Origin of the sequence: Legionella londiniensis (genome assembly GCF_001467825.1) — a bacterium.
In the GTDB taxonomy this organism is placed as follows: domain Bacteria; phylum Pseudomonadota; class Gammaproteobacteria; order Legionellales; family Legionellaceae; genus Legionella_A; species Legionella_A londiniensis.
This window is the reverse complement of sequence record NZ_LNYK01000016.1, coordinates 228,894-244,526: the sequence shown is the minus strand read 5'-3', so window position 1 is coordinate 244,526 and position 15,633 is coordinate 228,894. Positions and strand designations below refer to the sequence as shown.

Below are 15,633 nucleotides of genomic sequence, written 5' to 3'. Positions count from 1 at the left end.
ACATGCACATACAGTATCAAGCCCTGGAATCCAGCTTAAAAAAGCAAATTTATCCTGTCTACGTAATTTTTGGGCAGGATCATTATTTGTTAAACGATGCTGCCTTACGCATCAAAAATGCATGGCGAAGTCGAGGTGAATGCGATACCAAAATCATTGATATTAATACACCATCTGATTGGGCGCAGCTTCTTGATGAGGCAAATAATTATTCGCTATTCTCCGATCTTGTTCTGATTGATGTCCGTTATGAGAAAAAAACCATAGATCAGTCTGGCAAAAAAATTCTGCAACAATACTTGCAAAGCGTGAATCCGCGTTGCCTTGTGATTCTTCAGGCCCCTGAGCTTCAGGCAAAACAATTAGGCTGGTTAAATGAGCATGCGAACGCATTGTGCGTTCAGGTATATTCTTTTAATGAATCAACTTTAAAAAACTGGATAGTCAGGCAGCTGCAACAAAGAGGACTTCAGTATAGTTCTGAAATTCCTGCCTTAATTTATCAGTACACAGAAGGCAATATGCTGGCTTGTGCCCAGGCTATAGAAAAAATATCCCTGATATCTTCTCAAGCTGAATTACTCACGGCTGAGCGTGTGCAGGCACAACTTATTGATCAATGTGAGTACCATTTGTATGAATTAGCTGATGCCTGCCTTGCCGCTCATTGCGGAAAAGCCCTTCACCTTTTAAGGCAAGCAAGACATAACCGCACCGAACCTACCCTGATTCTATGGCTGATGACTCAGGAAATACGCCAGTTAATCCAGTTAACCTGCAAGCTCCGTCAAAAGATATCATTTGCTATAGCCGGCAAAGAATTAAAAATTTGGCCGCAAAAATTCAAAATATACCAAACTGCATTGGCGCGCTTATCGTTGCCCGTGCTTTATGAGTTGCTGCGTTTTTGTAGACAATTAGACGAACGGATTAAAACCAATCATCCCTCGCAAATTTGGGAGCTCCTTGAGCGATTGGCGCTATCATTTTGCCAGGCCCCGCCGCCCGAATTAGACCGAAAGCCGTAATCCGGACATGCAATTGTCTTCAAGGCCTGACAGACTGCTGCACTATTTTTTTAAGCCCTCGATGATTTTCTGGCAGAAAACAGGCAAATCATCTGGCTTGCGTGAAGTAATGAGATTGCCATCTACCACCACGGCCTCATCAAGATATTCGGCTCCGGCATTTTTTAAATCGTCCCGAATGGTGTGATAACAAGTGGCTTTTTTACCAGAAACCACCTTGGCTGAAATTAAAACCCAGGCAGCATGACAAATAGCTGCTACCACAGCACCACGATCAAACGTATTTTTAATGAGATTCAGGTAAGGCTGATGAACCCGCATTTTATCAGGCGCATACCCGCCGGGAATGATGATAGCTGAAAAAGAATCATGCTCCACACTGGATGCCGCAACTTCCGCCTGGACTTCATATCCAAGCTTGCTTTTATACGTTTTCTTTTCTGCCCCAATAATCAATGGCTTAATTCCTTCTTCCCGCAGCCGCAGATAGGGATACCAGAATTCCAGTTCCTGATATTCATTTTCGACAAAAATGCCGACACGCATGTGATTGTTCATAGCTTCTCCTTAAGCTTAGAAAATATTTATCCACAAAATCTGTGGATAATGTTGTGGGCAGAGCATGGAAATCATAATGGGAGCTACTGGACTGCTGATTCATTTTATTTTCATAGTAATACCAGGCTTCTCTTCTTCATCTGGAGGCAAATCAGCTTTTTTTGTGAGGTCAATAACATGTTGTTCTCCAAATTCTTCTTCAAGCTCATTGACAGGTGATTGGGTGAAACCTTGTTTTTTCCCATTGCCAATCTTCGCTCCCATACGTTGATAGGAACTTTCAATAGGCACATCATCCCGACGTACGCTTGAAGCTTCTTCTTTAGCATTTTTTCTAATTTCATCTAACCGTTCACTTCGTTTTGCGTTATCGACCGCATTGTATACGGCAACAACGACAGCAGGAATAATGGTCACTGTGCCCAATATGGCGCCAACGACACCCAGACGACTGGATTTCATGCGTTTCCACCAGGAAACAGGATGAAAATCCCAGGCTTTTTGCATCTCTTTGGTTAAATTCTTGTGCGCCTGCATTTTGCCGGCTTTGCTCTGGTGCAGATTGGTCAGTTCTTTTTCTTCGGCATAATTGCGCGAAAAGTAAATTCCACCAGGCTTCGCCTCTACCTTGGCTGATGCGCCCTGGTCAAGGAGGCTGACAACAGAAGCGGCACCTTGCAATCCTTTATCATTATAAACCTTATCCAGCTGTGATTTTAACGCTCCCGCTTGTTCAACCACCTTTTTTTCATAATCTGCACGGGAAAGCTCATTGATTATTTTAACAATGTCCTTATCTTGCGTATCGAGGATAGCAACCCGGCCGTTGATTGCCTGCGCGCGCTCGTTGCCGCTTTTACAGCCGCCGATTGATGCTTTTTCCACATAAACTGAAAGAGCCTGAACCAGTTTGGCATAATCATGGGTGCAATGAAGATTGTGGGCGACGAGTTTTTGTAAGGCATAACGCGCTTTCACTTCTGGCTCGGCATCACTTTGGGGCGCTATTTTTTTCCATTGTTCCTTAATGGCCGCGATTTGCTGAATTGCGTCTTGACCTTCCGGAGACTTCGAAAAATACGCATCCCTACCTTCTTTTTCAAGGTAACCTCTGTATTTCGCAAATACTTGATCTATTGCCGACTTATTATCGCTTGCTTCATACAGCGTATGCATGAAAGCCATATCAGCCATTAAGGTTGCCTCGCGAATGAGAGGGTCGCGGCTTGTGTGACTCAAAGTTGCGCCAAAACCGTTGACCGGAATATTTTGTACAAAACAAAACACAGGACTTTCAGTATTAATTTGAGAAGCATTATATTGATGCATCCCTTTTAAAATATAGTCTGCCCCCTGCGTCTGGAGATTACCATTGATATCGCCGAACCTGTCATGGAGAGAGGTATAAAGATTATAGATGAATGCTTGAGCCGGCTTGCTTTCATTCTCAAGCAATTCAGAAAAACGATAGTTTTTAGAAATGGTTTGAAGCTTTTTTGCAATATCTTCAATGACCGCATTTCCTCTAATACCTTCTTTAACATCCAAGGACGGTATGCGGATTTGGGTACGGGTATTGGGATTCTCAGTAATGGTGCTGTTTTTGTAATAATGGGTTATCAATTGCCGATCAGCTATTTTGCCTTGACCACGGCCATGAGCCGTTACTTCTGAATGCCTAACCAAAGTGGCAAGCCCAAGCTTGCTATCCACGTGGAGTAAATTATCACCTGAAGCTGTGGTGATTTCCGCGGTATGTTTTATGCCTTTAAAATCTTTAGGCTCTAATATGACGCCTGTTTTATTCACGATTTCCTGCATAAAAATGGCATGCGCTTCCGGCATGATCTTTTTGCGGGCTTTATCCAGCGTTTTATTTAATTTGCTGATATCGAGTTCGCCACCTTTAGTATCTCTTGTCGCTTCTTGTAAGCCCCTGGCAAACTCCCGCATCACTAATTCGTTGACTTTTTTCTGGGCGGACGCAAGCGCCTCTTGTATTTCTGCATTTTTATCCTCGAGCTTTGCAATACTCTGATAAGTTCTTGCCACAAGACTTAAATGAAAATGAAATTCCTGCTGCAGAGGAATAATGCTGCCTGTATCTGCTTTTTTAAGAGCCTTGATAGGAGCTTCCACATAAATTGAGCTGGATTTAGTCCCTTCCTTCTGTTCCAATTCCTCCTTTACCGTCTTTAATTCTTTATTTAAACGACTAAAAAACTGTTGTTTTAAAGCTTCATCATCTTTAATGTCAAGGCTGACTATCGCACCTTCTAATTGCACCAAAACCCGTCCCTGCGGGTCAAAGGCAAGATTATTTTTCTGAGCCTCTCCATAAGCCTTGTTTTTTGCCTTTTCAAGAAGCTCTTGCATGTATTTTGATGAAGTCATAGAGAAATTCTTCCTTCCTTATCGATTTAGTTTAAGTATAGCCAAACTTTAATCAAAGCAGCCTAAGTCGTCATCCATGATTTTAATACTTTACCATGTTGTATAATTTTTAAAAACAAAATGCCAATCTATCGCTCATTATCTATACTTTTACTAAAACCTAAACGGAAAAGAGCAAAATGATGATCAAATACTGGATGTATTTGCTTTTGATGTTATGTTTTTCCCCAACACCAGCATTTGCCCTCTCTGAAGAAGCCATAGATAAGCAGAAAAACGATCAACTGCTTTGCGTGCAGGAAAGAACAGCCCAATGTATTGATAAATGCAAACAAGCAGGTATGACAGATTGCGCGGGGCTTTGCGAAGAAACAGCCAAAAATGAATGCCGTCAGGCTGGAGAATAATCGATTACTGCCTACTGCTGAATATTGAGGCCTTGTTGCTGTTCTTGTTCTTCCCTAGATTGTACAGGTGGCTTTTCAAATTCCTGGCGCATCTCGCTTAATCGATCGCGGAATTTCGCGCTGCCTGCCTCACGCAGTTCTTGCACGGCACGTTCCCGCATATCCTTGTTTAAAGGCCCATCGTCAGTTGTGCCGAGATGTTGCTTGATGAATTTTGCTTGACCGCCTTTTTTAGGCCCATTACACCCGGCGACGAGCGATACAATTTTTACCTGCTTAAATTTGGGATCACTTTCTTTAAGCAGCAGCAGGGAGGCATAAACCTTGTTGGCCATGTCCTTATCAGGACCGCGAATGGTAATGTCGCCACCACCTGGTTTCCATTGCATCAGAAACATTTGCGCTTGTTTAAAAGCCACCCTGGCCTTTTCGTCAGTGGCAAGATTGTCGGAAGACAGATCGGTTACCTTACCGGTATGATCCTGCTTTAAGAGGCCGATTTTTTTATTGCCGCCATCTTCAGCGCCAAAATCCAAATAAGCCCGAATGGCTTCATTCTCTTTTAATTCTTTACTTTTAAACTTGACCGTTCCCGCAGTTTCACTTTGCACCGCAGTACAATTTGCCGTTTCTGAAATCCTGGCATCGATTCCTTCATTAATCTTGGCGACATTGTCAACAAATTCTGTTTTAAAACCCAGGGCATCTTCATTGTCTGCAGTCATAAAATCTTTTTTAGCAGACCAGTCGATGCTTGGAGTTTGAGCATAAGTTGATTTCTCTTTTTCTCCCAGAAGAGATGATTTCATAACAATTAATTGCTCGCTTAAATGATTTAAAATTCTATTTGCTTTAGGTAACTTCAGATATTCTGTGCACTGGCCGCAGTTATGCAGTAATAATTTTACATTTTCAATTTTTTGCCTGCAGTCTGCCTTCTTATCGTTACGCCAGCAGGTTTCGATTTGTTGGATCTGTTTTTGCAACGAAGCAGCAATTTGAATCGCAATATCGTCATTATGGCGTTTTGCATCTTCTAGCAATTGCTCAACAGACGATTCAAGCTTTGCTAACTCGGGATTCTTAATCAGTGGCTTGTATTCGCTTCGGTGTTGTTGCACATATTCTTCCAATGAAGTATCAGGTTCTTTTGCCTGCCAATCATTAAACAACCGTTCCGAGACGCTCATGGTTGCATCATTTGGATCATTTGTTCTTACCCAATTATTACCGCCGGTATTCTTGACCAATATCATGTCATTCACCACGTGAATAACCACAGGTTTTTTGCATACTTTTTGATAATGTTTTTCGGCATCCCTTGAACCAAACAGGCCAGAATTAAAAAAGAAATCTAACGGCCCTGCGCTGTATGCTTTACTTTCCGGCAATTTTGAATAATCAGTATCTTCATAAGAGCCTTTCTTCAACGCTGATATATCGCCATAAGCCCTTTTATTTCCGTTATATCGAATCACGTTTTTCATCTGCTCATCATTATTCGGACTGACTACCCGGCTAAAAATAACTTTGGTATCTTGCATATTCGCAAGGCTTAACAGCTCACTCTGGAGTTTGCTTAATAAAGGCACTCTTTTTTTTATCGCGTTGATAATTTGTTTAGGGTATAACTTGCCAGAGGGGATATGCCAATGCGAAAAGGTTTCAGGCCAGACCATACTTAATCCCTTGGTTTTCATGGCAGCGTTCCAAAGATTTTTTTTAATGCCCCCCAGCACCTTGCTTTGCTCATGTAAATCGCTGACGCCAGCATGCCCATTCAGGCGCGCCACCTTAATCACCTCATTGCGAATCTTAGACATCTCACGGCCAATACCGCCGTCAATAGAAACAACATAGTTACCGCTGTCATCATTCGGCACTTTACGAACATAAGTACTGGCCTGCTTGACAATTTCACCTGCAGCGTATGATTTACCAGCGCCTGATGGACCGCCGATTGGTACGATTAGGCGCTCTGCCCATTTTTCGCCTTCATAATGTTTGGTTGCCTTGTTAAATACGGCATCCATGTACTCTTGACTATAACGTTCTTCTTTCAGGGCTTTTTGATAAAGCTCAACCCCTTCTTGACCAAGCATCGCTTCAAGGGTAACTGGTTCGCCATTACCCGTTTTAATCTCCTTTTTTTGAGCTTTATCATAAAGAAATTCAATGAATTTTTTTCGGTAATAGGCCGGGTCTTTTGCCTCTTCTTCTGTAATTTTATTATCCCTTTTCGCCTTATTAAGTTCTTCCTGCCTTTCTTTTTGATATTTGTCAAATCCATCATACAGCGCTTTTTTTCCTTCTTCACTAAGCTGGCTGACACCTTGAGTCTTACTGTCATACTTGCCAATACTGCCAAGCAAAGAGTTTTTAGCCTGTTCAATCGGGTTTTCTTGATCTGGCAGTTCTACTATAGTTTCTTGAATTTCCTGCTTCTCTTGGGTCATATCATTCACAGCATGTCAATTTACATATCTATAGTATAGAACAGCATGCGCAATAATTTGCCATGCAGGCTGGTTATTCTTTAATTGAACTTTCCTTGAGGTTTTTAATCCATTTATTCCTTTTATCCTTACCCATGTTTTTTTCTTTGATGACATAGTGAAGTATATATAACCCATCCTTACCCTTGCTGACTTTCTGCAACTCATGCTGAATTAAATTTTGGGGTGCAGTTACGCGAAATTCGAAAATAACCTCATCCGGAGATTGCTTGATGATGGCTGTTTTAAGTGTTAGGCCCGATGCCTTTAATTGTTCTATTTCGCTTTCTACAAACTGGATGGGAGTAATTTGGTCTTGAATGCCGGGAATAAATTGGCTGGTAATGAGTTCATGCCAATTATGAATATTTTCATTTTCCGGCACATACTCAATGGTGGTGAATTGCTCTGATTTTTTCCCCCAGGCCGCTTTCCAAACACGCGTGTCAAATACAATATTCTGCCTTTCATCCTGCAAGATATTGACTTCAATCGCGTCAGTTTCAATGGGGGTCGTACTGCAGTATAACTCGCCCTTATAAGTATAAAATTCGACACAATCAGGATTATTTTCTTTTGTGACTTTGATAAGGCGCGAAAGATCGATTGCCCCATGTATTTTAAAGCTTAGGCATATCATACACAAAGCGGGCAATATTATAATGCGCAACAATTCAAGCAGGTTCATAAGGCTTCCCGTCCTTTTACTATACTCCTATTTAAAAGTTTAGAATAAAAAACGGTAAAGCATGAAAAAGGATATCCTTAAAATAGCAAGTCAAGAAAAAACGATAGCCCCTGCTTTCAAAATAAATAAATCCTTTCTGAACACCATTTTCTTTTTCGCGCTTTCGGCATTACTGCTTATTAGCTTTTTTTCTTACTATCAGGTTAAAAGCTTGATTGATGTTAATAACCGCGTCATTCACGCCCATAAGGTCATTCAATCCGTAAACGCAAGCCTCTTTGAACTGGCTGATCTTGAATCGCATTATCGCGGTTTTTTAATCAGCGGCCAGACTCAATTGCTTGAAGAAATGGACGAAATTAAAAAAAATCTTAACCAAAACTTACAAAAGCTTACCCAATTAACTAAAGATAATCCTGAACAGAATCAGCGTGTTTTAAAATTTGCAGCAACTATTAAAACAAGATTACAGATTCTAAGCAGAATTACTCCCCTAAAGATTCATGAAATACAGTCTACAAAAGAGGGAGCCGATCTATTTAATCGCAGCCAGAATTTATCCAACTTGGCTAAAAATTTAGGAGAAGAAATTAAATCCATAGAATCAGCATTATTAAATTATCGTCATCAAAAATTAATATCTGAGGCTGAGGGTACGAGCTTAGCCATTATCGTTGGGAATTCTTTAAGTATTCTTGCCTTAATTGTGGCATTTGCCCTTGCCAATGTTGAGTTAACTAACCGCAAAAAAACTGAGCTCGGATATATGCAGGCACAGGAGCAATTACGCAAAGTACTGGAAGCTTCAAGCGACATGATAGCCGCTTTTGACGAAGGTTTAAAATTTATCATTTTTAATGACTCATACCACAAAGAATTTAAATTGCTTTTTGGCACCTCGATATCGGCAGGTATGTCCATTGAGGCTGCATTGGCAAAGGTACCTGAAAGCAGAAAAGAATTAGTTCATGAATGGAAAGAATCGCTCAGGAGCAATACAACTTCCAAAATCCTGGAGGTTGATGTCAATCATCAAACAAAAACATATGAATTAACAAGCAGCTTGCTGCAAGGTTTAGAATCCGCTCAGGGTGCGGTGCAAAATATCCGCGATATTACCGAAAACATTCGCGAACATATGGAATTACAACAATCATATCAAAATCTCTCCAGCAGCATGCGCGCCCTGGAAGAAAAAAATAAACAGATTTCGTTTCTGGTTGAAATGAGCGATATCATGCTGGCATGCAATACACAAAATGAGTTCATTAGAGCCATGAACAGTTTTACCAAAAAATTATTGGAATTTGCCAGCGGCTTTTTATTCATCATGCACTCTTCCAAAAATGCCCTGGAAAAAATCGTTATCTGGGGAGAGCCCAATGAGCAGCTTGACAGCTTTAGTCCCGATTTATGCTGGGGAATCAGGTTGGGAAGAATGCATCAAGTCGACGAATCGGCCACGACACTGGTTTGTCCGCATACTAAAACCAACCATAAAGACGTATATCATCTTTGCATACCATTAATGGCGCAAAACAATATTTATGGTTTACTGTATCTCGAGACGAGCAAGGAGAGTCCGCCCTTTCATGATGAAAATCAAAGGCTTCTGATTACTGCATTTTCAGAATTAACTGCACTTGCCCTGGCCAACATTCGCCTGAGAGAAAATCTTCGCTTTCAATCTATACACGATGCACTCACTGGACTTTATAACAGACGTTACCTTGAAGAATTTCTTAACCAACAAATTGGGCAGGCGAAACGTGAAAATCAGCAATTTGCCCTGTTAATGCTTGATCTGGATCATTTTAAATCTATCAATGACGCCTACGGTCACGAAGCTGGCGATGAAGTATTAAAAGAGATTGGCGAAGTATTCCGCAATGAGATGCGCGCAACTGATTTAGCATGCCGTTACGGCGGCGAAGAATTTGTAGTATTTATTCATAACATCAATACCGAAAACGCAAAAAATATAGCCGAAAATTTAAGGCTTAAAATTTACCACTTAAACATTAAACACAATGATCAGCAAATAGGCCCAATTACCATTTCTATCGGTATTGCCATTTTCCCAAATAATGGGCAAACAGTTGGAGAACTCCTTGGCGCTGCGGATGGAGCGCTTTATCAGGCTAAAAAGAAAGGCAGAAATCAAGTAGTATTATATGGCAGCCCAGAGCAGGCTCGGTAAAACTAATTCAACTAATTTGAATTAATAGAACCATAATTTATCATGCTCGTGATTCACAAAGCTCCTTGCTTCGGCTTTTTCTTTACCAAAAAATAAACTTGTTCGATTGCATGCTTTAATCCCTTGGCGCTTAGATGCTCCGGTATGGCTTTTATTGCCTTATTATAAATCTGTGTGATATCAAAATTTGTTTTAAACAGCTCATCAATTTCCATTTCATCTACTGAAAAAGGTGGGCCCTGCATTTCATTTTGATTGTATGAAGTAGTTATTAACAACATCTTGGTTTCTGGCTCAAGCAGTTTGGCCATGTGCTCTGAATAGCGGCTTCTTAGTAATTCTGGTAATGCAATGAGAGCCGCTCGGTCATACACTGCATCGACTTTATCGAGTAAGTTTTTATTTAATTTAAAAAAATCACCAGAAAATAAAGTAATTTCATCACTTTGGTAGACTGTAAAATCAGCCATTTCAGTCCGCTTGAAGCGAATCTTGTTTTCATTAAAAAACGCTTTGCATGCTTGCTCATTGAGTTCTACTCCAACTACTTTATAGCCCTGACATGCAAGCCAAGTCATATCGATACTTTTGCCGCATAAAGGAACAAAAACGCGATTGCCCGTATTTAAATCCAGCTCAGGAAAATAACGCTGCATTAATACGTTAGGTTGTGACTGGTTAAAGCCAATCTCATTGAATTGCCAACGTTGTTGCCAGTATTCTTCATGCATCGTAATTAAATCCTAAATTTAAAATACAGCCTTCAAGGTGCAGAGCCTTTACCATGACAATTTTTAAATTTTTTATGACTACCATAGGGGCAGGGGCTATTACGCCCTAATTTCACAGATAAAGATTTCCTCTGATTCCTTGGATGCGTTCCATCAACATAATACCACCGCTCATTAATCCGATGAAACTCACTGATCTCATGGATGGAGCGCTGTTTGCCGCCCTCCATAAATCGGGCAATGAATTCTACAAATCCACAATCAGGTAATTCATTTCTTGCGCTGATAACCTTCAATCCTAACCATTTAACTGACTTAACCCACACTTTAGCATGTGATTCATCGAAGCCTGCTTAAGCCTTAATATTATAGCCGGCGTCTACATAGAGCACTTGTCCTGTAATGGATGCGGCTTTATCGGATGTTAAGAAAGAAGCCGCCTCACCGATATCCTCTATGGTAACGAGTTGATGCAAGGGAGCCTCATTAGCTGCCTTTTCCATCAGCTTATCAAAATCGGCTAAACCTGATGCGGCACGAGTACTGATTGGCCCAGGAGAAATGGCATTAACTCGAATCCTTTTACTCCCAAGCTCCATAGCCAGATAACGCACGGAAGTCTCCAATGCCGCCTTGACTGGCCCCATGAGATTGTAATTTTTAACGACTTTTTCTGCCCCATAATAACTCATGGTAATAATGCTTCCTCCATCGACCATCAGTGGCTCAGCAGCTTTTGCCAACCGTATGAGTGAATGACAAGAAATATCCATGGCCATCATGAATCCTTCTTTAGAACAATCGACAACACGGCCCTGTAAATCCGCTTTTGGTGCAAAAGCAATCGCATGAATCGCAAAATCAAGCCGACCCCAACTGTCTTTTATCTTCTGAAATAAGGCATCGAATTGTGCTTTATCGGTCACATCCAGAGGCATAAAAATGGGAGAAGATACTTTTTCAGCCAAAGGTTGTACATAGCCTTTAGCCTTTTCATTCTGATAAGTAATAGCCAATTGGATACCCTCTTCATGCAATACTTTAGCACAACCCCAAGCAATTGAATGCTCATTAGCAATGCCTATAATCAGTCCTTTTTTACTCTTCATAGGCTCTTAACTCCTGTCTGACGTTCAAGAAGTGACATCGCATGGATCGCCATCATCCCCATGAATTGAGCAGTTTTGAGACATAAATAATCTAGTGCAAATTTAGCCTTGGTATCATCACTCTCTTGTAGAGAGCGCCACCATGAACGATACGATAAGCAACTGAGATCACTTGCCAATGACCACTCCAGGTCTCAATCCAATCCCAAATAAAACGCAAAGCCTCTTCATGCGCGCACTCATTTTGACTGCCCTGGATGAGATTAAGCCCACCGGTGCGTAAGGCCTCATGGAACAAATCAGGATTAGACCAAACGAAATTGGAAGGGGACAAAGCATTAAGGCATTGGCGCGCCCAGAAAGAGACCGTGCGCTCTGCCTGACCAAGTAATCCTGGCAGGCTGGTTGTAGCGGGTCGCCACCAATCTTCCACCTGTAAAAAGCCTTCCGCGAATAAACGCCAAGGCATAGGCTGCCAGCTGTCTTTCTTAAAGCGTACGTCTTTACCCCCAGCAGCACGCTCGATGCAAACAATATTGTTAATGCAATCATGTGCATGAAAGACAGGATAAGTAGCTAGCTCCCATAATAGTCCAGGAGTTTGTGCTAACTGCCAAAGCCAATTAGAATAGGATGAGCCAAGCGCGGCAGGACTTATCCCAGCAGTCCATTTAGCCAGGCTTGCTTGAACCAATTGGGTAAAAAAAGGAAAGAAACTAATGGAAGCGCTTATCTCAGCAGGGATATAACAGCAAGCATCCACATCTTGTGACCATTCTTGTTGTTGGGTGAGTAGTATTTCCTTAGGACAGCATTGCTTTTCTAGTCCATTCATGGCCGATATCCCTGGCATTAAACGCAATCAAATAAGATATAGCAAATCATAGCACAAGATTGAACCTCAGACTTTCTGAACTGCTCGTTTGTGCTAAGCTATAATTTATCATTGCAGCAAACAAGGCGACAATTCATGGACGAACAAGACTTAAAACAAGGGAAAACTACTACACTTAAAGAACATAACCCTTCATGGTCTGAAGGCTTATCTCAATCTTCCCAACTATGGAAGGATTGGCTTTCTTACGCAATTGATTTTGGACAAAGAAGCATTTTATTTTTCGACACATTGCGCCAACGCGCCAATGATATGATGGCGCATGAACAACAAGGCATGCCACCGCCTTTGCATTTTAAATACGAGCTAGTATTGGATGGTAGAACCTTAGAGCCTAAAACGAATTATGCCTTACTTAAAATCCTTGAGGTCGATGAGGTGTGTTTTGCCGATTGCTATGATCCCAATAAGCCGCCTGTTATCATCGTCGATCCCCGTGCCGGCCATGGCCCAGGGATTGGTGGCTTTAAACGAGATTCTGAAATAGGAATCGCTCTGCATCGAGGTCATGCCGTTTATTTTGCTATGTTTTATCCTCACCCTATCCCGCATCAAACGCTGTCTGATGTACTAGCGACGATAAAACAGTTTGTGAAACAAGTAAAAACCTGGCATCAAGGCCAATCTCCCATCCTTTATGGCAATTGCCAGGCCGGTTGGATGTTGGCGTTACTGGCTTCCGATTGTGAAGGCTTGGTCGGTCCACTCGTGATGAATGGCTCACCCATTTCCTATTGGGCGAGTAGCAAAGAAGAAACCAACCCCATGCAATTACTGGGTGGACTTTTAGGAGGGGTATGGCTCACTCGCTATCTTGCTGATTTGAATGATGGAATGTTTGATGGCGCTTGGCTTGTGCAAAATTTTGAATTCTTAAACCCAACTACCGCCATCTGGGATAAATACCGCCGTCTCTTTGATGAGATAGATACCGAGCGCGAGCGTTTTTTAGATTTTGAACACTGGTGGAATGGCTTTTACCAATTTAGTGAGGAGGAAATCACAGAAACAGTGGCAAGCCTTTTTATTGGAAATAAGTTCGAGCGTGGAGAAATTCCTATCCATCAGGATTGTGTCTTTGACTTAAAACGCATTCATAATCCCATCGTGATTTTTGCATCCCAAGGCGATGAAATTACCCCACCTTATCAAGCATTGCATTGGTTAAAAACCATTTATCCAACAACCCATGATTTAAAAAAAGCCAAGCAACGCATTGCTTATCTTGTGCACCCGACGGTGGGACATCTGGGCATTTTTGTTTCGGCTAAAGTGGTTCGCTTGGAGCATCGCGCCATTTTAGAACATTATGCGGCTATCGAGACATTATCCCCCGGTTTATATGAAATGATTATCGATAACCCCACAGGCGACCCAGATTGCAGCAAGGAGCAGTACAAGGTTCGTTTTGAGGAACGCGATCTTGCAGAACTTTGTTCGATCAAGGCTATTGAGCCCTTTGAAAACGTACGTAAAGCCTCTGAAGCCAACGATTATCATTATCGTGTCCTTTGTCAACCTTGGATTCGAGCTTTTAGCAATCCCCTTTTAACACTGTGGTTAGAAAAAATGCACCCCATGCGTTTAAGTCGCACGATCTTTTCCGAAAAAATCAGTCCCACCATGCGTACCGTTGCCTGGTTAGTAAAAGCCGTAGAAGCAAATCGTCAGTCAGTTACAGAAGAGAACACATTCAAAAAACTGGGGCAATTGGGTTCTGAAATGATTCGTTCCTCAATAGAAGTCATAAAAAATAGACGAAATGAGTTTATGGAGCAGCTGTTTGAATCTCTATACGGGGAATGAAAATGTGAATAACGATCTCATTGTGATTACAAGCCTAGCCCGCACACCCATTGGTCATTTACTAGGCTATTTTAAAGACCTCACTGCCTATGAATTGGGTGCCTATGCGATCAAAGCAGCAATCGAGCGTGCTCATTTAAAGCCAGATGATATTGAAGAAGTATTCATGGGGTGTATCTTGCAAGCAGGCCTTGGCCAAGCACCCGCAAGGCAAGCAGCCATTGCTGCTGGAGTTCCTCATCATGTGGGCTGCAGCACCATTAATAAAATGTGTGGCTCAGGCATGAAATCCATCATGCTAGGTTTTGATGCCATTATGGCAGGCACTCATAACGTCATTGTGGCCGGTGGTATGGAGAGCATGACCAATGCCCCCTATTTGTTAACGAAAGCACGCGTTGGCTATCGCCTAGGCCATGGACAGCTCATCGATCACATGTACTTAGATGGCCTTGAAGACGCTTATGAGCGAGGGACCTTGATGGGCGTTTTTGCAGATAACACCGCTAAAAAATTTGGTTTTAGCCGCAAGAGCCAAGATGAATATGCCAAAACCTCCATCCTGCGGGCACAACAGGCAACTAAAGAAGGCCGTTTTAATTTTGAAATAACCCCCGTGACCGTTACAACCGCCAAAGAAGAGAAAATTTACACAACTGATGAGGGCCCACAAGCCGTTCTCATTGAAAAAATCCCTTTACTCAAACCAGCCTTCAGTAAATACGGCACGGTAACGGCTGCAAATTCCAGCAAAATATCCGATGGGGCAGCAGCCATGGTCTTAATGCGCTCTTCAAAAGCCGAAGCATTAGGCATCAAGCCTTTGGCTGTCATTCGCGCGCACGCGTCTTATGCCCACGAGCCAGGTTGGTTTACAACTACCCCAGCAGCTGTCATCCGACGATTAATTAAAAAAGTAGACTGGACACTGGATTCCGTGGATTTGTTGGAAATCAATGAGGCCTTCGCGGTTGTTCCCATGGTAGCCATGAAAGAGCTCAATATTCCGCATGAGAAAGTGAATGTTCACGGTGGCGCTTGTGTCTTAGGGCATCCCATCGGTGCATCGGGAGCTCGTATTGTGGCAACCCTAATTGGAGCATTGAAGTACCATGAAAAAAAGAGAGGCATTGCCGCCATTTGCATTGGCGGAGGCGAAGCAACCGCACTGGCCATTGAGATGATGGATTAAACAAGCATGGGTATTTTAAAGACATTAAAGGTAATAATCCCTTCAATAGTACTTATTGCAGCTTCTACCGTTTCTGGTTTTGCTCTCAGTCCAACATTGGGTTCCCAAAACAATATCATCTTGGCAGCTC

At 42.0% G+C, this 15,633-nt stretch carries 11 protein-coding genes and 2 pseudogenes; 5 read left to right on the top strand and 8 right to left on the bottom strand.

All coding sequences use genetic code 11. From position 1 onward, the window contains the following. Positions 1-2 precede the first annotated feature (2 nt). A complete protein-coding gene (holA, locus tag Llon_RS06955) occupies positions 3-1,028 on the top strand; it encodes a DNA polymerase III subunit delta (protein WP_058529337.1) in 1,026 nt (341 codons plus the stop codon). A 42-nt stretch (positions 1,029-1,070) separates the two neighbouring features. Here the strand turns inward: holA and Llon_RS06950 are convergent, their stop codons facing one another. Both Llon_RS06950 and Llon_RS06945 read right to left on the bottom strand, forming a co-directional pair. Then, positions 1,071-1,586 (bottom strand): type 1 glutamine amidotransferase domain-containing protein, encoded by a 516-nt coding sequence (locus Llon_RS06950; RefSeq protein ID WP_058529336.1) that lies wholly within the window; start codon positions 1,584-1,586, stop codon positions 1,071-1,073. Positions 1,587-1,685: 99 nt separating this feature from the next. Further along, positions 1,686-3,980, bottom strand: coding sequence for a hypothetical protein (locus Llon_RS06945; protein WP_058529335.1), 2,295 nt, complete (start codon positions 3,978-3,980; stop codon positions 1,686-1,688). A 179-nt stretch (positions 3,981-4,159) separates the two neighbouring features. On the opposite strand from Llon_RS06945, the gene Llon_RS06940 reads away from it, so the two are divergent. Beyond that, positions 4,160-4,387, top strand: coding sequence for a hypothetical protein (locus Llon_RS06940; RefSeq protein ID WP_058529334.1), 228 nt, complete (start codon positions 4,160-4,162; stop codon positions 4,385-4,387). A gap of 11 nt (positions 4,388-4,398) precedes the next feature. Here the strand turns inward: Llon_RS06940 and Llon_RS06935 are convergent, their stop codons facing one another. Both Llon_RS06935 and Llon_RS06930 read right to left on the bottom strand, forming a co-directional pair. Then, positions 4,399-6,852 (bottom strand): hypothetical protein, encoded by a 2,454-nt coding sequence (locus Llon_RS06935; RefSeq protein WP_131754638.1) that lies wholly within the window; start codon positions 6,850-6,852, stop codon positions 4,399-4,401. A 64-nt stretch (positions 6,853-6,916) separates the two neighbouring features. Further along, a complete protein-coding gene (locus Llon_RS06930; RefSeq protein ID WP_058529332.1) occupies positions 6,917-7,570 on the bottom strand; it encodes a hypothetical protein in 654 nt (217 codons plus the stop codon). Between the two features lie 61 nt (positions 7,571-7,631). Between Llon_RS06930 and Llon_RS06925 the strand changes: the two genes are divergently transcribed. Further along, positions 7,632-9,770 carry a diguanylate cyclase gene (locus Llon_RS06925; RefSeq protein ID WP_065238288.1) on the top strand — a complete coding sequence of 713 codons (2,139 nt, stop codon included), beginning with the start codon at positions 7,632-7,634 and terminating at the stop codon, positions 9,768-9,770. Between the two features lie 53 nt (positions 9,771-9,823). Here the strand turns inward: Llon_RS06925 and tmpT are convergent, their stop codons facing one another. From tmpT to Llon_RS06905, 4 genes and pseudogenes are all read right to left on the bottom strand, one after another. Next, positions 9,824-10,501, bottom strand: a complete 678-nt coding sequence (gene tmpT, locus Llon_RS06920; protein WP_058529331.1) for a thiopurine S-methyltransferase — start codon at positions 10,499-10,501, stop codon at positions 9,824-9,826. 32 nt (positions 10,502-10,533) lie between these two features. Continuing rightward, positions 10,534-10,833 (bottom strand): annotated as a pseudogene (locus tag Llon_RS06915) (YchJ family metal-binding protein); the annotation flags it as partial. A 21-nt stretch (positions 10,834-10,854) separates the two neighbouring features. Beyond that, positions 10,855-11,610 (bottom strand): enoyl-ACP reductase FabI, encoded by a 756-nt coding sequence (fabI, locus tag Llon_RS06910; protein ID WP_058529329.1) that lies wholly within the window; start codon positions 11,608-11,610, stop codon positions 10,855-10,857. Positions 11,611-11,791: 181 nt separating this feature from the next. Then, a pseudogene (locus Llon_RS06905) lies at positions 11,792-12,445 on the bottom strand (poly-beta-hydroxybutyrate polymerase N-terminal domain-containing protein); the annotation flags it as partial. A 135-nt stretch (positions 12,446-12,580) separates the two neighbouring features. On the opposite strand from Llon_RS06905, the gene Llon_RS06900 reads away from it, so the two are divergent. Together Llon_RS06900 and Llon_RS06895 are read left to right on the top strand one after the other, a co-directional pair. Beyond that, on the top strand, positions 12,581-14,311 hold the full coding sequence (locus tag Llon_RS06900; RefSeq protein ID WP_083503280.1) for a DUF3141 domain-containing protein: 1,731 nt from the start codon (positions 12,581-12,583) through the stop codon (positions 14,309-14,311). A 4-nt stretch (positions 14,312-14,315) separates the two neighbouring features. After that, complete coding sequence (locus Llon_RS06895) at positions 14,316-15,503, top strand: acetyl-CoA C-acyltransferase (RefSeq protein WP_202813343.1); 1,188 nt, start codon at positions 14,316-14,318, stop codon at positions 15,501-15,503. The last annotated feature ends 130 nt before the right edge of the window (positions 15,504-15,633 follow it).